The organism is Paenibacillus luteus, from assembly GCF_006542765.1.
Classification (GTDB): Bacteria; Bacillota; Bacilli; order Paenibacillales; family Paenibacillaceae; genus Pristimantibacillus; species Pristimantibacillus luteus.
Genome location: NZ_SKCD01000003.1, coordinates 1 through 18,154, shown reverse-complemented (window position 1 = coordinate 18,154; position 18,154 = coordinate 1). Strand labels below are relative to the sequence as shown.

Below are 18,154 nucleotides of genomic sequence, written 5' to 3'. Positions count from 1 at the left end.
GTAGCTCCTAACCTGTTCATAATAGCTGTTTGAACTATTATGTTCGGTTAGCATAGCCGCTATGCTAAGCTCGTTTCTGTAATTGACCTTTCGATGCCCCATCAGCCCGTTACACGCCACTTGATCCAACATGAACCATTTGACCATTTTATCTAGATGTTTTTCCAGTTCGTGCAGCCCAAATGACATTAAGCATGCTTAGCATTAGAATTCTTTCTACTCCTCGTAAATCATCTTTCTCGTCATGCCGCCATCAAGCGTAATATGGGTCCCGGTCACAAAATTATTAAGCGGGTCAGTCAAGTAAAGACAGGCACGTGCAACATCCTCCGGTTTACCAACCCGCTGGGAAGGATGCTGCGTATGATCCGCTTCACGCAGCAGGTCATATTTGCCCGTTTCGATCCAGCCCGGACAGATCGCGTTGACTGTAATTCGGTCAGGACCAAGTGAAACGGCCATCGCATGAGTCAGCGACAGAATGCCTCCCTTAGAGGCGGCATACGCTTCTGAATTAGGCTCCGACATCATCGCCCGTGTCGATGAGATATTGACAATTGCTCCACCGCCGGTTGACCGCATTAGCTTCGCTGCCTCTCTGGAGCAGATAAATGTCCCTCTTAAATTCGTATTAACGACACTGTCCCACTCGTCCAGCGCTAAGTCATACGGCGATTTCCAAATGCCAAACCCGGCATTGTTAATGACGATGTCCAGTCTTCCCGCGAGCGTCTCCACGTCCCTAAGCATCTGAACTACTTCCTCTGGTTTGCTCATATCCGTTACGAAGGATAACGAATCATAGCCTGCTTCCTGCAGCAGCGCTGCCGTTTGCTCCAAACCAGCTTCATTTTTATCGGCTAAAATAGACAGGGCCCCCTGCTCCGCATAAGCAAGCGCCAATGCTCTCCCTATTCCGGCCCCTGCACCTGTAATCAGCACTCTTTTCTCCGTGTAAGCTGCTTTCATTTAATTTCCTCCTTCGTCTAATACTTATCCTAAAAGTGTAATTCATCCGCTGCAAAAAAGAAAATAGGGGCTAACTGCCCCCCTAGAGAGCAATTGTGGCTAACCCGTGTCAAATAAACTGAAAATTTAATTAACATTGAACATTTTTCATGAATAGCCCTTGTCAACCTTACTTGAAAAGCATATGATAAAAGCAAGAAAAGGTTGTGAATGTTTTCACATAATACTCTAGTTTGTGAAATAATTCACGTTGTAAAGATCGCTGCTCACAAACAAAGCGCACTTTACACATACAATAGGAGGCGTTCGATGATGACGATGAACATTGCTGTTATTGGTTGCACACATGCAGGTACGGCTGCAATTACTCAAATGGCCAAACTTTACCCTGAAGCTAGGATTACGGTATATGAACGAAATGACAACATCTCGTTTCTATCGTGCGGAATCGCGCTGCATGTCGGCGGCGTTGTAAAAAATGCCGACGATCTGTTCTACGCTTCGCCCGAGCAGCTCGCCGCGCTTGGCGTACACACGCATATGCGCCATGATGTACTCGCTATAGACACGGATGCCAAAACGATACAAGTCCGCAACCTTGTTACTGGTGAGGATTTTACCGATACATTCGACAAGCTTGTCGTAACGACCGGCTCGTGGCCGATCATCCCTCAGATGGATGGCATTGACCTGGAAAATATCGTGCTTTGCAAAAACTATAACCATTCGAAAACGATTATCGAAAAAGCTAAAAAAGCGAATCGTATCGCTGTTATCGGAGCAGGCTATATCGGAATTGAGCTGGTTGAAGCATTTGAACAGCTTGGCAAAGAGGTCACGCTGATCGATAATATGGAGCGCATATTGTTTAAATACCTGGATAAAGAATTTACGGACGTAACTGAGCAAGCGCTGCTCGAGAAAGGCATTACCATCGCTACCGGACAGACGGTCACTTCGTTCAAGGGTACAGAGGGTAGTGTTACGACTGTAGTAACGACCGCTGGTGAATACGAGGCTGATCTCGTCGTGCTTTGCATAGGCTTCCGCCCTAATACTGAGCTTCTTAAAGGGCAGGTCGATATGCTTCCTAACGGCGCAATTCTAATCGATGAATATATGAGAACCAGCAAGCCGGATATTTTTGCCGCTGGCGACAGCTGTGCCGTCCATTATAATCCAACCGGACAAAATGCTTATATCCCGCTGGCAACGAACGCCGTCCGCATGGGAACATTGGTTGCGAAAAACCTGATGAAGCCTACAGTCAAATATATGGGCACGCAGGGCACATCGGGAATTAAAATCTACGATTACAATATTGCGTCGACAGGCTTAACTGAGGCCGCTGCGCTTGCTGCCGGAATGAATGTGAAAAATGTCACAATCATCGACAACTACCGTCCCGAGTTTATGCCGACCTATGAGCAATTCACACTCAAAGTTGTCTATGAAGCTGACAATGGCCGAATCGTCGGTGCGCAGGTGCTCTCGAAGGTCGACCTGACCCAATCGATTAACACTCTTTCGGTTTGTATCCAAAACGGCATGACGATGGACGAACTCAGCTACGTCGATTTCTTCTTCCAGCCGCATTACAACAAACCGTGGAATCTGCTTAACCAAGCTGGCCTACAGGCGGTGTAAAGCCAGCTTTACTAGTGACACCACCTGTACCTGTCCTGCTTTATCCCACAATCCTTCTTTCATAGCAACGAGCAGCAGAGCTACTAGGCCTCCTCCTAGTGGCTCTGCTGCTTCTTTTTATTTGCTCATGCTGACTTTCCCCTTCTTTCCTCACACCCGTACAATGCAAGTCCGTTAGCTCAAGCTTCTTTCTATTAAAAATAAAATCTAAATATTCCTTGACGGGAATATTCTATATGAGGTATATTCATTTCAGAAGGAAGATACATTCCGAAGAAGCGAGGTGGCTTTCGTTGACTGGGACTGAAAGAGTAGGCTGCAACTTAAGAAAAGTAAACATACCTTTCATTGATAGAAATTCTGAATGATGGATATAACAACCTTTAGCGCACTTGCCGAGCCTAACCGATTGCGCATAGTAGAGCTGCTTCGCAGTGGACCTTTGACCGTAGGTGAAATTGCCGAGCAGCTTCAGCTTCGGCAGCCGCAAGCTTCCAAGCATTTAAAGGTGCTGCATGAAGCAGGACTTGTTGTAGTAGAAGCTGTCGCCAACCGCCGGAATTATAAACTGCACAGGCAGCCGTTTCAAGACATGGACGAATGGCTGAATACCTACCGCCGCATATGGGAAGAAAGATTTGATAGCCTGGATAATTATCTTCAGCAGCTGCAATCCGGCAGCGATAACCCAAATAACGAAAATTAAAGGAGGCATTTTTTTATGACAAACCAAATGATATCCAAAGTTGAGGGCCAAGAACTCATTCTGGAGCGTGTTTTCAATGCGCCGCGCCAACTCGTATTCAAAGCTTTTTCGGAAGCAGAACATCTTAAACATTGGTGGGGTCCGCGCGGCTGGACGCTTTCCGCCTGTACCGTTGATTTCCGGGCTGGGGGCGCGTGGCATTACTGTATGAAATGCTTGGATAAGAATCAGGGAGATTTTTATGGAATGGAGTCATGGGGCAAAGCGATATATAAGGAGATCGTAGATGGCGAAAAAATCGTCTATGTCGATTTTTTCTCTGACGCGGAAGGCAATGAACTGGATACGATGCCATCTGCTCATGTTACGACCACCTTTTTGGAGCAGGATGGACAGACGAAGCTGATCAGCCGGTCACGCTACGCATCTGTCGACGAGCTCAAGAAAGTCATGGAGATGGGAATGGAGCAAGGGATTACCGAAACTTGGGATCGTCTTTCCGAGCATTTGCAGGCTGTACAATCCTAATCGAACGCAGAAGAGCTGCCCTTTGCATAAGGGCAGCTCTTCTTTTATACCGTGTCCGCAGGCGGTTTTCCGAAATTCGGCGTCCCGTCGACATTCCAAGTGAACACCTTTGCACGCGCATGCCGATTGGGATCAAATAACGGATCGCCTACAATTTCCTTATAGCTGCGAGCATGGTAGATCAAGACATCTTGCTCGCCATTCTCTGTCACCGTAAAACTGTTATGTCCCGGACCAAACTGACTTGTCTCCGGGCAACTTTCAAATACGGGGATCTGCGACTTTACCCAAGATGAAGGATCAAGCAGGTCGCTCGATAGATCCGCTGACAGCAGTCCCATAGCATAATTATGATTCGTGGCGCTGCCTGAATACGTCAGAAAAATCCTGCCGTTCCGCTTAAGTACCGCCGCTCCTTCATTTACCATAAAGCCGACTACTTCCCAATCAAGCTCAGGCTTGGTAATTAGAACTTGTTTGCTTTTCAGCGTCCAAGGGTTGCTCATCGTAGCGATATACAAATTCGTATTCCCTGGAATAGCCGGGTCCTGCTGCGCCCATACGAGATATTGCTCGCCACCCTGCTCAAAGCTAGTCGCATCAAGAGAGAACGAGTCCCAACCGGTGACGATCTGCCCCTTCTCCGTCCAGCTACCTTCAAGCGGATTAGGCGATTCACTCTCAAGCACATACATCCGATGTCGGAACGGCTCGTCCTGTTTGGCAGCTGCGAAATAGATATACCATTTTCCATTGATAAAATGAAGCTCAGGCGCCCAGATATGCTTGCTCATCACGCCTTCCTCATACTTCTTCCATACAATTACCTCTACAGCCTCAGTTAAACCTTCAAGCGATGCCGCTCTTCTCAGCACAATACGATCGTATTCCGGAACGGAGCCTGTAAAATAATAAAATCCATCCGTGTGCTTATACACCCATGGATCCGCACGCTGCTCTACTAAGGGATTACGCAGCTGCCTGCTCAACTGTTCCGATGTTTGAATACTCATAAATTTATCAGTCCTCCAGTGTAAATTGTTCTAGTTTATTTGGTTTTAACTATATACATAGCTTCATTTCTATCTATATAAGCGAGAAATCGGAGAAAACGCTAATTTATTGAGGGAGTTAAACTAAAGTTTCACATTTTGGTCGCTGCGCGAGTAGATCATTCTTTAGGGTCGCGGTTGTAACCAGATTCTTTGATTGACTTAGACATGTAAAGAGTTAAGAATCTGGCTACAAAGGCGAACACTTCGTTTCTCCAGAACGCTCTTCTCGCTTCGCTTACACTTCATTTCTTTCGTTCAACTTATCTATGTCTCCAAAACCCAGCCATACGCTGCCCATTTGAAGCCGCTGGGCTAGATTAGATCTATTTTTTAGACCTATTTCATCCATTTCAGCTATTTGAGCCAGATTAGATCTAAAAAATAGATCTATGTCTCCAAAATTCAGCCATACGCTGCCCATTTGAAGCAGCTGGGCTAGATTAGATCTATTTTTTAGACCTATTTCATCCATTTCAGCTATTTGAGCCAGATTAGATCTAAAAAATAGATCTATGTCTCCAAAACCCAGCCATACGCCGCCCATTTGAAGCCGCTGGGCTAGATTAGATCTATTTTTTAGACCTATTTCATCCATTTCAGCTATTTGAGCCAGATTAGATCTAAAAAATAGATCTATGTCTCCAAAATTCAGCCATAAGCTGCCCCTTTGAAGCCACTGAAGTAGATTTGTTTGATGTCGGGGGTATCATCCACGATTATTTATGGAGGAATTGCCCAATTATAAATGGACTATCATTGACCGACTGTGCGTCCGTATGGAATCCTGCTTTCAGAAAGTCATTAAGTTTAAAATCATTAGTTGAACTTATATAGATCCATTCAACAATTATTTAGCGAACTTATGAAATACTCAATAGGCTAAAAATATCGCTTGAAATCTCATCAGAGGTCTCACAATGAAATAACAAATACATTAATCAATTAGCAAATAAGTTATACAATATGTTTAGTTTAACACGTATTTTTAGCTTTTCAACCCCTTGAATGGGTTTCTAGCCGCTTTTCTCGTAGGCGGTTTTCAGAGCCTGAGCTTCCAAAAGCATTTTCGGGGGCGCATTTCAGAGCATCGGCTTCCAGAAGCACAATCGTAGGCGTATTTCAGGATCTGAGCTTCCAGAAGCTCACTCGGGAACCCATCCGCCCCATTCCTCTTTACCCTTATTCCCATTACGCGTTGTAGTCAAAATTCCGACTTCAAGCCACCTTAATCCCACCCGATTTGAATGAAAAACAGCCTTTCCTGCAAAAAAAAATCACCCCATAAAGGGTGATTTTTACAGATATACCACTTCACTTATTTAGCTTCAACCGTAAACGGAATGATAAACGTCTCTCCGCTGCGCTGAAATTGTCCCCATATTTTATAGAGTCCGGGTGCTGGGAATTCCGTCGAAAACTCTGCAGTCGGCCCGCTTCCGTTGTCATTCTTCGGGTGAACATGCAAATAGTGTTTCAAATCCTCGCTAATGATCACAACATGTCCAATGGCTCCCAAATAGGGCTCCAGATCCGTAATCGGCTCCTTCGTTTTCTCATCAGACAAGGTAAAGGTTAAGTCTGCTTCTTTCCCCGGCTGATAGGAGGATACCGCAAGCGAAGCCACAACGCCATCTACTATTCTTGTTAGCTGGGCATCCTTCTGAAACGGCTCGGCGGCCTGCTCCTTACCTGCGACGGTAACGTTCGAGGCAATTGTCATCTGCGATTGGCCTGAAGGAATAAAATCGGCAAACAGCTTGTACTCCCCGCTCTTGGCAAAGGTAGTCTTGATCTCAAACTTCCCTGCTCCCTTATACTCGGGATGAATATGGCTGAATTCTGCCAGATCCTCGCTGACAACAATCAGATGCATCAACTTCTCATGATTTAGCTCAAATTCATCTATGCTTTTGCCAGCTGAATCACGGAGCGACAACTCGATTCGGGTCTCTTCTCCGACCTTAGGCTGTTCCGGCGAATAAGTCCATTCCAGCTTCGCATCATCCGCAGCAGACGTTTCGGCATCATGCCCACCGCTATGTTCACTATGATTAGAAGCAGCTTCTGTCCCAGCCGGCGCTGCCTCTCCCTCCACAGCGCCATGGCCGCTATGCCCATTAGCTGCTGATTCTGCTCCGTTTTGCGAAGCATGCTGCGCATGCTCGTCCTTTGCGCCGCTGCCGCAGCCGGCGGCCAGCAGACTAAGCACGATTACAGCTGCAGCTGTCGTTCGTTTATGATATTTCATAATATTCACAGGCTCCTTAACCATTTAAAATCATCTCATCCTTTGCAGCCTAAGCGCATTTAATACAACGGATACCGAGCTTAAAGCCATCGCCGCTCCCGCGAGCCATGGAGCAAGGAAGCCAGCTGCCGCGATCGGTATGCCAATCACATTGTAGGCAAGCGCCCAGAACAGATTTTGTTTGATATTTGCCATCGTTACACGGCTCATCCGAATCGCATCTGCAATGCTGTTCAAGTCACCGCGCATCAATGTAATATCCGCTGCTTCAATGGCTACATCAGTCCCCCCGCCGATAGCCATCCCGATATCCGCTGCGACTAGCGCTGGAGCATCGTTCATGCCGTCACCAACCATGGCAACTTTCCTGCCTTCTGCCTGCAGATCCTGTACCGCCTTTGCCTTCTGCTCGGGCAGCACCTCAGCAAGAACGCGCTCAATGCCAACTTGGGCCGCAATCGCTTTGGCCGTACGTTCATTATCTCCGGTCAGCATAATGACATTAAGTCCCAGCTTCTTCAAGCTGGCAACTGCTGCGGCGGAGGTTTCCTTAACGGTATCAGCTACGGCAACAAGTCCTGCGATTGCCCCGTTAACAGCAATAAGCATGACCGTCTTACCCTCCGATTCTAGCGCCTGCTGCTCTTCCAGCACGGTTTGTATGCCTACGCTATGTTTTTCCATGAGCTTGCGTGTCCCTATCAACAATTGTTGACCATCTACCTCTGCTTCAATCCCATAGCCTGGTACTGCCTCAAATTTCTGAGCATCAGGCATAGGAATAGATCGAGCAGCAATCCCGGCAACCAACGCCTCTGCTACCGGATGCTCGGAGTTTCTCTCGGCTGCTCCCACCCAGCTGAGCAGCATTTCTTCCTCGAAGCCTGCCGCTGCACGAACATCGGTCAGCTCCGGCTTGCCTTTTGTTACGGTACCCGTCTTATCTAGTACGATCGTATCGACATGATGCGTGCTCTCCAAATGCTCTCCGCCCTTGAATAATACGCCGAGCTCTGCCGCGCGCCCCGAGCCCGCCATAATTGAGGTAGGAGTAGCCAAACCGAGTGCGCATGGACATGCGATAACGAGCACCGCTATCGCCTTCTCAAGCGCATTGCCTACATCGCCAGGCTCGACAACAAAATACCAAACTACAAAAGCTACCGCGGCAAGCGCCGTAACAATCGGGACAAAAATGCCTGATATCCGATCAGCGACCCGCTGGATTGGCGCCTTCGAGCCCTGCGCTTCTTCCACGACCCTAATAATTTGCGCAAGCGCCGTTTGCTTGCCAACCTTCTCAGCCTGCATGCGAAGCACGCCGTTTTTGTTGATTGTTGCGCCGATCACTTTGTCTCCCATGCTTTTCTCTACAGGCATGCTCTCGCCTGTCAGCATTGATTCATCGACCGTAGAAGCTCCTTCGAGCACAAACCCGTCGACCGGTATTTTCTCGCCCGGTTTTACTAGCAGCACATCGCCGGCGATCACATCCATGATATCAACTCGCTGTTCCGTGCCTTCACGAATAACGATTGCCGTTTGGGCTTGCAGCCCCATCAGCGTCTTAATTGCTTCAGAAGATCTGCCCTTAGCCAAAGCCTCAAGCAGCTTCCCGAGAACGATTAAAGTAATAAGCACTGCGCTCGTCTCATAATAAAGCTCTACATCATGAACGCCATGGCCAGAAGCACCAAGCGTTCGCAGCGTACCATAGAGACTATAGAAAAAAGCAGCCGACGTACCGAGTGCGACAAGAACGTCCATATTCGCGCTGCCGCTTCTCAGTGCTTTATATGCGCCAACATAGAATGGCCACCCAATAATGAACTGCACAGGTGCCGCCAGTGCCAGTTGAAACCAAGCATTCATGAACAGCTGCGGAACAGGCAGAAAACTCGTAAAGGAGAAATGGCCCGCCATCGCCCACAGCAAAGGCAAGGCAAGGATAACAGAAACGGCAAGCCGCAGCTTCTGCCGCTTAATCTCCTGTTTCTTGTAGTCGCCAGCCTCTTCGTTCGAGCCTTCTGTCAGCTTGATCGTTCCATAGCCTAAATCGATAATCTTCTGCTCTAGCTTGCTATCATCCATGACCTGAGGATCATAGCTAACGGAAGCCCGTTCCAGCGCCAAATTCACATTGGCCTCCACGCCTTCCATCCGATTGAGTCCCTTCTCAATCCGATTCGCACACGCTGCACAGGTCATTCCTGTAATTTGAATCGTCGTTTGTGCTTTTTCCATGTCTGCCCACCTACTGTCTACATACCCTCATGGGGTATGTTTTATTGTAAAAAAAGAGAGGCTATTCCTAGCCTCTGCCTTGTCTAACCTGCGAAAAATCAAACAACGTCGTAGCCTTGATCCTCAATAGCCGCTTTGACAGCATCAAGCGAAACTTTGGATTCATCATATTCCACCGCTACCTTCTTTGCTGCCAGATCAACTTTGCCTACTGCTCCTGCATTGCCTACTGCTTTCTCCACCGCGCTCACGCAATGTCCGCAGGTCATGCCCTCAACCTTCAATACTGTGTTTGCCATTTCAAAAAATCCCCTCTCTTATTTCATTAATTTGTTAACGGTAACAAGCAATTCATCAATAACTTCGCTCTCTCCCGCTTGAATTCGTTCCACAACGCAGCTCTTCATATGACCTTCCAGCAGCAGCTTCCCAACGCTATTCAAAGCGGATTGGGCAGCAGCAATCTGATTAAGCACATCATCGCAGTACGTATCCTTTTCAATCATCGCCTTCACGCCTCTAATTTGTCCTTCTATGCGGTTGAGGCGCTTTGTCAAATTATCCTTCGTCTGCGCGGAGTGATGACTCTTTCGCGGAGCAGACGAATCGCAGCAGTCAGCAGCATGTCCATGGGCCTCGGAGCTGCCCGTTATCACTTCATTATTCATTCAACATACCTCCAGGGGGTATCTGCTTCTGATCGGAGTATAGCATACCCCCTAAGGGTATGTAAATATCATTTTCGAAAATGGTTAATTATTCCCATATAAGCGCTTCTATTCTGTATGGCAATATGCTACGATCCTCATAAACCACTCTCTCAGCTGCCAAAGACTCTCCTGATAACCGCATGAGCTGCGCCAGTAAGAACCGCTTTCAGTCATTTGCAAGTCTATATGAACCGCGTGGCACAGAGTGGTATTTATTTCGTTATTTTGCACTTAATTCTGCAAAAATACTACTCCTGTATGACTGCTTAAACGCTACTCAATCAAGAGAGGATGAATCGATTTGCAAACCGTGATTAATTTTGCCCACCGCGGAGCAAGCGGCTGCTGCCCTGAAAACACGCTCGCAGCCTTCAAAACAGCGCTGAAGCTAGGAGCAACAGGCATTGAAACCGACGTTCAGCTGACGAAGGACGGCCGGATCGTCATCATTCATGACGAATCGCTCGCTCGCACAGCCGGACTAAACCAGTTTGTAAAAGATACCGATTATGCTGAGCTTTCAACTCTTGACGCGGGCAGTTGGTACGCTCCGGAATTCCATGCGGAACGCATTCCATCACTGGAGCAGTTGCTCGAGCTTTTGCGAGATACCGATACGATCCTTAATATCGAGCTCAAAAACGGAATTTTCCAATACCCGGACATCGAACGTAAAGTAATCGAAATGGTTCGAGACTTTCGGATGACGGACCGCGTCATCCTCTCCAGCTTCAATCATTATTCACTTGCCTTGTGCAAGCAATTGGCTCCAGAGATTCGGACTGGCATTTTATATATGGAAGGTTTATACCATCCCTCAGATTATGCTGCGACGCTGCAGGCCGATGCGCTTCACGCCTTTAAGCTTGCCGTAACGCCAGAACTGATAGCTGAAGCAGCTGCGAAAGGAATCGCTTACCACCCGTTTACAATCAATGATTCTGCAGAAATGGAGAAGCTTATCCTTGCTGGAGTGGCTGGCATGATTACGGATTACCCGGATGTCCTTGCGGAGTTGCTGAAGAGGAGAGGAGCACGCTAAGCATGAGAAAAACATGGCTGCTAGGATTCGGTTTTTTTAGCATCAGCATAACATGGGCGCTCTACAACGCATTCGTCCCTTTTTTTCTCGAGAAATTTTTGACGAGCACCGCGCTTATCGGGTTTATGATGACAATCGATAACTATTTTGCTTTATTCCTACAGCCATGGATCGGCAGCCGCAGTGACCGCACGAATAGCCGCCTTGGCAAAAGAATGCCTTATCTCCTGCTCGGCATGCCGCTCGCCGCCTTGTTCGGAGCGCTTATTCCTTGGCATACCAGCCTGCTTACGCTCGTCTTGTTCATGGTGCTGATGAATTTATCCATGAGCCTTTACCGTTCGCCAACCGTCGCGTTGATGCCTGACATCACCAAGGAAGGCAAGCGGACGCAAGCGAACGGAATCATTAACTTTATGGGCGGAATCGGCTCCATTCTCGCTTTCGCGGGTGGCTCGTACCTGTACGACAAGCACGCCTCGCTGCCGTTTCTATCGGCATCCGTTTTGACGCTGGTCTGCCTCATGATTCTTTTGTTCACCATCAAGGAAAAACGGGACACGATCGCCTATATACCCGCAGAAGAAAAGAAGAAAGTCTCATTCAAAGGACAATGGAACCGTCCTACTCTTTTCCTGCTGGGAGCGATCTTTTTCTGGTTTCTCTCTTATCAAGGAGTCGAAGCCTTCTTCACCTTATACGGTAAAAACCATTTGCAACTTACGGAAAGCCAAGCTTCCTTCTCGCTTGCATTCTTTTCCCTTGCATTTGTTCTTGCCGCCATCCCAAGCGGGCTGCTTGGCAACCGCTACGGCAAGAAGCTGATTATCACCATAGGAGTGATTGGATTAATCATTATTTTTGCCGCCATTTCATTTGTTGACGCCCTGCTTCCCCTGCGCGCCTTACTCATCTTCGGCGGTGTATTCTGGGCCATGATCAATATTAACTCCTATCCGTTCATCATTTCGCTCGGTGATGAACAGAGCATAGGCGCACGTACCGGCATTTATTACTTATTCTCATCGCTTGCTGCCATTACTTCACCGCCTCTCATGGGAGGCTTGATTGATTGGCTCGATTATTCGGCCTTATTTTATTTTTCTTCCGGAGGCATGGTCATTGCTTTGCTTTTACTACTTTGTGTTAAGGATAAAGGAGAATCTATCCGATGCTAATGTTACATCACTATTACGATCAATCGACGGGACCCTTTCGTAACTTGTCGGATCTGTCTTCGGAGGATGCAGCGCTTGTCCTTGAACAAATTCGCAAGCAGCAGACGGGATTTGCCAGCAAACGATCGCCAGATTACCTTGAGATCAGGCGCAGCCTTGAATTAAAGGCAAGGGAGATGTTCATTCGCAAAGGAGGCACGCCGGTAAGGCATCGGCCCCATTATATGACCGTAGGAAGCTGCCCTTGGCTGCTGGATTGGTATCCAAGCGGCAAGGATCTTCAAATTGCAATCGACGCTTTCGATCCAGGAACGCTAAGCTTTACTTATGGAGATTTGTTCCCTACCATGCGTTATGCGGACGGCAAGCCTTATCGTGGAGAGGTTTATACAGCGAATGAAATTGTAGGGATCATCCGTGAGTTCGGGCTGCCGCAAGAGTGGAACGGGAGCGGCCAACATGGTCCCGAGCGTTACATCGAAGTGCAGGTATGGGATGACAAGCCTCTGAAGCAGTACCTCACAGAAGCGATTCCGACACTGGGGCATTCTGCTCCTCCTCTTGGATAACTCCTTAGCTCGAAACAAAAAAATCCGGCTGTGCGTCACATGACGCCACAGCCGGATTTTCATTTGATTAGTGAATGCTGCCTTTGCTAAAGCCGCCGCCCATGACGTCGGACACATGCTCAATCGCGATAAAGGCATTCTCATCGATGGATTGTACGATAGACTTAAGCTTAGCGAGCTCCAAACGGGATACTACGCAATAAATCATTTGCGTATTCTCTTTGGAATAGCCGCCACGCGCATGAATAAAGGTTGTCGTTCTGCCTAAACGGTCGATAATGGCTTGGGAGATTTCCTCGAACTCGGCGGATATGATCGTTACCGATTTGGATTCATCCAGACCCTCTACGACGATATCAATCAGCTTAATGGCGATATAATATGTAAACATCGAATACATCGCAGAATCCCATCCAAACACGAACCCTGCAAATATAAATATAACGACGTTAAAGATCATTATAATTTGCCCGACAGGCATACGAAGCTTCTTCGAGATCAGAATCGATACAATCTCAACCCCGTCAAGCGAACCGCCGAACCGAATGGTCAAACCAACGCCCGCACCCAGGATTAATCCACCGAACAGAACCGCGAGCAGCTTTTCTTCCGTAAAAGCCTCAACGTGATGGAGCAGGGAAGTCGTAATGGACATAACGATAATGCCGTACAAAGTCGAGATCGCGAACGTTTTCCCGATTTGCTTATACCCCAAAATAAGAAAAGGCACGTTTACAATGAATAGATAAACACCTAGCGGAAGCGGAGTTAAGCTAGCCAGCATGATCGATACACCTGCAATGCCTCCGTCAATGACTTGATTCGGCACAAGGAACAGCTCCAAGCCGACACCCATTAGGACAGAGCCGATCGTGATAAAAATAAACCGTTTAAAAATTTCGAAAAATGATAACCCTTTGTGTGCCTTTGCCAACAGCCTTACCTCCGTTTTTTCTGAATCACTCTACTGACTTTAGCACAAAAATGGCATTTTTTCAAAAATGAATGTTCTCAAGTTAGAAAATATGCCATAGACTTCGGCTCCAATCCCTTGACAGAACGGCTTTGGATAACTTTTATTACAAATAAAGACTCAAGCCGCAATCGCCCCGGCATGAGTCTTATCCTTTTCCAATATTAATCTACGAAGCCTGCAAGCCCTTTATCCATCAAATAATCCATCTCCGCGTCCAAAATCGACTCGACGACCAACTCATTTGATTTCACATCCGAACGGCTCAGCACATAGTCTACCAGCTCGTCGCCGTCAATGTCGACCTCACCGTTTTTGTCTTCCTTAGCATTGTTGATAAAAACCTGCTCATGCTTCAATACGAGCTTGATCAGCTTTTCATCCGCATTCGTCTCGTTTGCAATATATTGCAAAAGCTCTTGCTCGTTCAATTGTTCCGTCATCGTTTGTCATCTCCTAATTCTAATGCTTGTTTCATTGTACCACATTCATTTCATCCTGATGAGAATGAGAAGCTAAGCGTTTTGTAAACTTAAGAATGATGATTTTGTACAAATTGGTTGCCATGCAGCTGATAGTACAGCCCTTTCTGGGCAAGCAGCTCTTCATGGCTGCCTCTTTCCGCAATTTCACCGTCTTTGATGAACAGAATCGTATCGGCATGGCGAATGGTGCTTAAGCGATGAGCGATGACAAAGCTGGTTCTGCCGCTAAGCAGCGTCTTCATCGCCTCCTGGATTTGAAGCTCGGCAAGGGTATCGACGCTGCTCGTTGCTTCGTCGAGAATGAGAAGCGCCGGTTCGCCCAAGATCGCGCGCGCAATCGTGAGAAGTTGGCGCTGACCGTGGCTGATGTTGCCGCCCTCCGCGGTCAGCTCGGTGTCGTACCCCTGCGGAAGCTTGGCAATAAAAGCATGCGAATTCGCCTGGCGTGCCGCGGTCTCTACCTCGGCATCCGTTGCCTCAAGCCTGCCATAGCGGATATTTTCACGAATGGTGCCTGAGAATAAATGGGCATCCTGCAGCACGATGCCCAGCTGGCTTCTCAGGTTATTTTTGTCCATCATGCGGATATCCTCATCGTCAATCAAGATTTGGCCGGTGCTGATCTCGAAGAAACGCCCGATCAGATTAATGATCGTGGTCTTCCCTGCGCCGGTTGGTCCAACCAATGCGATCGTCTCTCCTGGCCTAGCCGTGAAGCTGATGTCCTTCAGTGCCGCGGTTCCGTCATTGTAGGCAAAACCTACGTCTTTAAACTCTACCCTGCCGGCAACTGAACCATGCTTGGCCACCTTCGATTCATCCTCGTATTCCGAAGGAACATCCATCATTTCAAACACCCGCTCCGCCCCTGCGACGCCCGATTGAATGTTATTGTATTGATTGGCAACTTCATTAAGCGGACCGCTAAACTGCCTGGAGTAACCAAGAAAGCTTATAATGACCCCGACGGAGGCATGGCCATGCACCGCCAGCCAGCCGCCGGCCCCCGCTATGATCAGATAGCTGATATGGCCGAACATATTCATGAATGGTCCCATAGTGCCGGAATAAATTTGCGCCTTGATCCCTACCTTTTTCAGCCTCGCGTTGGCGGTGCCGAACTGCTCCGCCATTCGCTCCTCCTGGTGAAAGAGAGCAACTACCTTTTGTCCGGATACCGTTTCTTCAATAAAGCTGTTCAGCCCGCCCAGCTCCTGCTGCTGTCCTTTGAACTGCCGTTTTGTTATTTTCGCGATTCGTTTGGTCACGAATACGATAAGCGGAATGACAACAAGCGCAACCAGCGTCAGCCATACGTTCAGGATTAGCATCATCGTAAATGAGCCTATGAGCATAATGACGCTTGAAATGATTTGAATCAGGCTTTGATTCAACGTATTCGTCACGTTATCGATATCGTTAGTCGTGCGGCTCATCAGCTCGCCATGATTTTTGCTGGCGAAGAACGGCACGGGAAGCTTTTGCAAATGAGTGAATAAATCCTTGCGAATGCTCCAGACGGTCCGCTGCGATACCTCAGCCAGGAAAAAAGCCTGCAGCCACCCTACCAAGCTGCCAGCCGCATAAATCGCAAGCATAAGTAAGCAAATTTGCAGCAGCCCGTCGTAGTTTTTAGCTATAATGTAGTCATCTAATGCAAGGCCCAGCAAATAAGGACCCGCCAGCGTCAGCCCTGCCGAAACTACCGTTAACACCATGACCGTAACCAACCGGCCCCGCTGATGGAGCAAGTAAGCGCCTATTTTCTTTAGAGTAGCAAGCATAGAATTCATTGGTTAAGCTCCTTGCTGAGATAAGGCAATTTGCCGATAGAGACCGCTTTGCTGCAGCAGCTCCCCGTGTGTGCCAATCGCTGTAATTTGACCCTCTTCAAGAACGATAATCCGATCCGCCTGCTGAACCGATGCAATGCGCTGCCCAATGATAATACAAGTGCTATCCGCCATGAGCGTTTGAAGCGATTTACGAATGAGGAGATCCGTGTTCAAATCGACCGCGCTCGTGCAATCATCAAGAATGACGATCTTCGGCTGCAGCAGCAGCGTCCGTGCAATGGATAACCGCTGCTTCTGGCCGCCGGAGAGATTAACCCCTCGTTGACCCAGCACGGTATCGTAACCTTTTTCCAGCTTCATAATAAAATGATGCGCTTCTGCTGCTTTCGCAGCCGCCTCTACCTCCTGCTGGCTTGCATCCGGCATGCCGTAACGGATATTATCCCGTATCGTCCCACTGAACAAATGGGCCTGCTGGAGCACCATCCCGATTTGACGATGAAGCTCCTTCGGATCAATCTCGTTGATCGGTCGTGAATCGATGCGTACCATCCCTTTTGTCGCTTCATAGAACCGCGGGATGAGGCTGACGAGCGTCGATTTTCCCGCGCCGTTGATGCCAACGATCCCTATCGTTTCGCCCGCTTCAACCGTAAAATGAATATCCCGCAGCACAGCCTTCTCCAAATCACCGTCATAACTGAAGCTGACATGTTCGAAGGAGAGGCTGCCCTCGCGAATGACGCTTTTCCCCGTACCCGCTTCGTTCCCATTGTTACGGCTGTCGGCAGGCACATCCAGCACTTCATTAATCCGATCTGCGGAAGCCTTAGCACGTGAAATAGCCATCAACTGATTGCCAAGGCCAAGCGTAGAGAACAAGAGCTGCGTAATATAAGTCAAAAATGCCGCAAGGCTGCCGACCGACAATGCTCCTTGCTCCGATAGCACGCCTCCGTACCAAAGTGCGGCTACGATGCTAAAGTTAAGAATCAATGACATGAGCGGCGTATTCAGCGCAACGATTTTGGCAGCTTTCAAGCTCGCTTGCAGCAAATTCGAATTCGTTTCATTAAAACGTTTCTCCTCATAATCGGCGCGCACGAAAGCTTTGACCACGCGAATTCCAGACAAATTCTCCTGCATAACCGTGTTCACTTGATCCAGCCGCTGCTGCATGCGCGAGAATAGCGGTACGGTGATCCGAGTCGTAATGACCAGAAAAGCAACCAGCAGCGGCAGCATGGCCAACAAAATAAGCGATAAACGAGGACTGATCGAGAAGGCCATAATCAGGCTTCCCGCAATAATAAACGTATCGCGCGCAAATATACGAAGGATAATGAGCACTAAGCTTTGAATTTGCGTAACATCGCCTGTTAGGCGGGTTACGATGGAGCCGGAGCCGAAGCGGTCCAACGACTGTAGGGACAAGCTTTGAATTTTTTGAAACAGCGCCTGCCTCAAATCCGCCCCGAAGCTTTGCGACGCTATCGTCGAGAATACGGTGCAGCCTACGCCTGCAAGTAATCCAATGAGCGCAGCAAGCAGCATTTTAGGCGCAGTCCCGGCAATCGCCCCCAAATTACCGTCCATAATTCCATCATTCACGATACTCGCCATAAACTTGGGCTGGAGCAGGTCCATCCATACCTCCAGCAGCATAAACAGTGGCGCAATGATGGCAGGCAGCCAATATTTCTTCAAAAATCTAGTAAGCTTTAACAAATAAACACCTCAATCTACTACCAATTTCGAAAACAACAAAGAAAGAGGGCTGCGCAGCTAGCGCCCTCTCGTTAGAGTTATTATAGCACCCCATAGCCCGTTTCTTCACTCCAAAAAACGAAAAATAATTCGCGGCTATAATCGGGACCGCTGTCAATCGTCTGTGAAAATGTCACCTTAACTGTGCTATGAAAATGTCACTCTTTAGTTTGGAGGCCGCCCTTACCAGGAGGCCTCTGAATAATGGTTATGTTGTGAATACATGACGTCTTGGAA

General features: G+C 48.0%; 17 protein-coding genes. 6 read left to right on the top strand and 11 right to left on the bottom strand.

Annotation, left to right across the window (positions count from 1 at the left end):
* Window positions 1–216: 216 nt before the first annotated feature.
* Window positions 217–969, bottom strand: coding sequence for an SDR family NAD(P)-dependent oxidoreductase (locus E0496_RS01875; protein ID WP_141499940.1), 753 nt, complete (start codon window positions 967–969; stop codon window positions 217–219).
* A 318-nt stretch (window positions 970–1,287) separates the two neighbouring features.
* Here E0496_RS01875 and E0496_RS01870 point away from each other — a divergent pair, with 318 nt between their 5' ends.
* The 3 genes from E0496_RS01870 (at window position 1,288) to E0496_RS01860 (ending at window position 3,850) form a co-directional block, all read left to right on the top strand.
* Window positions 1,288–2,616, top strand: coding sequence for an FAD-dependent oxidoreductase (locus E0496_RS01870; RefSeq protein WP_141500063.1), 1,329 nt, complete (start codon window positions 1,288–1,290; stop codon window positions 2,614–2,616).
* A gap of 367 nt (window positions 2,617–2,983) precedes the next feature.
* Window positions 2,984–3,322 (top strand): ArsR/SmtB family transcription factor, encoded by a 339-nt coding sequence (locus E0496_RS01865; RefSeq protein ID WP_141500062.1) that lies wholly within the window; start codon window positions 2,984–2,986, stop codon window positions 3,320–3,322.
* A gap of 15 nt (window positions 3,323–3,337) precedes the next feature.
* Complete coding sequence (locus E0496_RS01860; protein ID WP_141499939.1) at window positions 3,338–3,850, top strand: SRPBCC domain-containing protein; 513 nt, start codon at window positions 3,338–3,340, stop codon at window positions 3,848–3,850.
* A gap of 44 nt (window positions 3,851–3,894) precedes the next feature.
* Here the strand turns inward: E0496_RS01860 and E0496_RS01855 are convergent, their stop codons facing one another.
* From E0496_RS01855 to E0496_RS01830, 6 genes are all read right to left on the bottom strand, one after another.
* Window positions 3,895–4,863 carry a glycoside hydrolase family 43 protein gene (locus E0496_RS01855; RefSeq protein ID WP_141499938.1) on the bottom strand — a complete coding sequence of 323 codons (969 nt, stop codon included), beginning with the start codon at window positions 4,861–4,863 and terminating at the stop codon, window positions 3,895–3,897.
* A gap of 277 nt (window positions 4,864–5,140) precedes the next feature.
* Complete coding sequence (locus E0496_RS01850; protein WP_206669694.1) at window positions 5,141–5,500, bottom strand: hypothetical protein; 360 nt, start codon at window positions 5,498–5,500, stop codon at window positions 5,141–5,143.
* A 720-nt stretch (window positions 5,501–6,220) separates the two neighbouring features.
* Window positions 6,221–7,153 carry a hypothetical protein gene (locus E0496_RS01845; RefSeq protein ID WP_141499936.1) on the bottom strand — a complete coding sequence of 311 codons (933 nt, stop codon included), beginning with the start codon at window positions 7,151–7,153 and terminating at the stop codon, window positions 6,221–6,223.
* 30 nt (window positions 7,154–7,183) lie between these two features.
* Complete coding sequence (locus E0496_RS01840) at window positions 7,184–9,397, bottom strand: heavy metal translocating P-type ATPase (RefSeq protein WP_141499935.1); 2,214 nt, start codon at window positions 9,395–9,397, stop codon at window positions 7,184–7,186.
* Window positions 9,398–9,495: 98 nt separating this feature from the next.
* Window positions 9,496–9,696, bottom strand: coding sequence for a copper ion binding protein (locus tag E0496_RS01835; RefSeq protein WP_141499934.1), 201 nt, complete (start codon window positions 9,694–9,696; stop codon window positions 9,496–9,498).
* Window positions 9,697–9,714: 18 nt separating this feature from the next.
* Window positions 9,715–10,065, bottom strand: a complete 351-nt coding sequence (locus tag E0496_RS01830) for a metal-sensitive transcriptional regulator (RefSeq protein ID WP_141499933.1) — start codon at window positions 10,063–10,065, stop codon at window positions 9,715–9,717.
* 343 nt (window positions 10,066–10,408) lie between these two features.
* Between E0496_RS01830 and E0496_RS01825 the strand changes: the two genes are divergently transcribed.
* Genes E0496_RS01825 through E0496_RS01815 form a run of 3 tightly spaced genes read left to right on the top strand, consistent with a single transcriptional unit; the run spans window position 10,409 to window position 12,896 of the window.
* Window positions 10,409–11,149 (top strand): glycerophosphodiester phosphodiesterase, encoded by a 741-nt coding sequence (locus tag E0496_RS01825; protein WP_141499932.1) that lies wholly within the window; start codon window positions 10,409–10,411, stop codon window positions 11,147–11,149.
* A gap of 2 nt (window positions 11,150–11,151) precedes the next feature.
* Window positions 11,152–12,327, top strand: coding sequence for an SLC45 family MFS transporter (locus tag E0496_RS01820; protein WP_141499931.1), 1,176 nt, complete (start codon window positions 11,152–11,154; stop codon window positions 12,325–12,327).
* Complete coding sequence (locus tag E0496_RS01815; protein WP_141499930.1) at window positions 12,321–12,896, top strand: hypothetical protein; 576 nt, start codon at window positions 12,321–12,323, stop codon at window positions 12,894–12,896. The genes E0496_RS01820 and E0496_RS01815 overlap by 7 nt, the downstream gene beginning before the upstream one ends.
* A gap of 67 nt (window positions 12,897–12,963) precedes the next feature.
* On the opposite strand, the gene E0496_RS01810 is transcribed toward E0496_RS01815, so the two are convergent.
* The 4 genes from E0496_RS01810 to E0496_RS01795 form a co-directional block, all read right to left on the bottom strand.
* Complete coding sequence (locus E0496_RS01810) at window positions 12,964–13,830, bottom strand: YitT family protein (RefSeq protein WP_141499929.1); 867 nt, start codon at window positions 13,828–13,830, stop codon at window positions 12,964–12,966.
* Between the two features lie 203 nt (window positions 13,831–14,033).
* Window positions 14,034–14,312, bottom strand: a complete 279-nt coding sequence (locus tag E0496_RS01805) for a hypothetical protein (RefSeq protein WP_139991122.1) — start codon at window positions 14,310–14,312, stop codon at window positions 14,034–14,036.
* 89 nt (window positions 14,313–14,401) lie between these two features.
* Window positions 14,402–16,147 (bottom strand): ABC transporter ATP-binding protein, encoded by a 1,746-nt coding sequence (locus E0496_RS01800; RefSeq protein WP_141499928.1) that lies wholly within the window; start codon window positions 16,145–16,147, stop codon window positions 14,402–14,404.
* Window positions 16,148–16,150: 3 nt separating this feature from the next.
* Window positions 16,151–17,878 carry an ABC transporter ATP-binding protein gene (locus E0496_RS01795; RefSeq protein WP_141499927.1) on the bottom strand — a complete coding sequence of 576 codons (1,728 nt, stop codon included), beginning with the start codon at window positions 17,876–17,878 and terminating at the stop codon, window positions 16,151–16,153.
* Between the last annotated feature and the right edge of the window lie 276 nt (window positions 17,879–18,154).

Coding starts and splice junctions, on each gene's coding strand:
- E0496_RS01800 (WP_141499928.1), bottom strand. CDS start 16,147: ATGAATTCTATGCTTGCTACTCTAAAGAAAATAGGCGCTTACTTGCTC.
- E0496_RS01805 (WP_139991122.1), bottom strand. CDS start 14,312: ATGACGGAACAATTGAACGAGCAAGAGCTTTTGCAATATATTGCAAAC.
- E0496_RS01815 (WP_141499930.1), top strand. CDS start 12,321: ATGCTAATGTTACATCACTATTACGATCAATCGACGGGACCCTTTCGT.
- E0496_RS01865 (WP_141500062.1), top strand. CDS start 2,984: ATGGATATAACAACCTTTAGCGCACTTGCCGAGCCTAACCGATTGCGC.
- E0496_RS01860 (WP_141499939.1), top strand. CDS start 3,338: ATGACAAACCAAATGATATCCAAAGTTGAGGGCCAAGAACTCATTCTG.
- E0496_RS01835 (WP_141499934.1), bottom strand. CDS start 9,696: ATGGCAAACACAGTATTGAAGGTTGAGGGCATGACCTGCGGACATTGC.
- E0496_RS01820 (WP_141499931.1), top strand. CDS start 11,152: ATGAGAAAAACATGGCTGCTAGGATTCGGTTTTTTTAGCATCAGCATA.
- E0496_RS01830 (WP_141499933.1), bottom strand. CDS start 10,065: ATGAATAATGAAGTGATAACGGGCAGCTCCGAGGCCCATGGACATGCT.
- E0496_RS01840 (WP_141499935.1), bottom strand. CDS start 9,397: ATGGAAAAAGCACAAACGACGATTCAAATTACAGGAATGACCTGTGCA.
- E0496_RS01855 (WP_141499938.1), bottom strand. CDS start 4,863: ATGAGTATTCAAACATCGGAACAGTTGAGCAGGCAGCTGCGTAATCCC.
- E0496_RS01870 (WP_141500063.1), top strand. CDS start 1,288: ATGAACATTGCTGTTATTGGTTGCACACATGCAGGTACGGCTGCAATT.
- E0496_RS01875 (WP_141499940.1), bottom strand. CDS start 969: ATGAAAGCAGCTTACACGGAGAAAAGAGTGCTGATTACAGGTGCAGGG.
- E0496_RS01850 (WP_206669694.1), bottom strand. CDS start 5,500: ATGGATGAAATAGGTCTAAAAAATAGATCTAATCTAGCCCAGCGGCTT.
- E0496_RS01845 (WP_141499936.1), bottom strand. CDS start 7,153: ATGAAATATCATAAACGAACGACAGCTGCAGCTGTAATCGTGCTTAGT.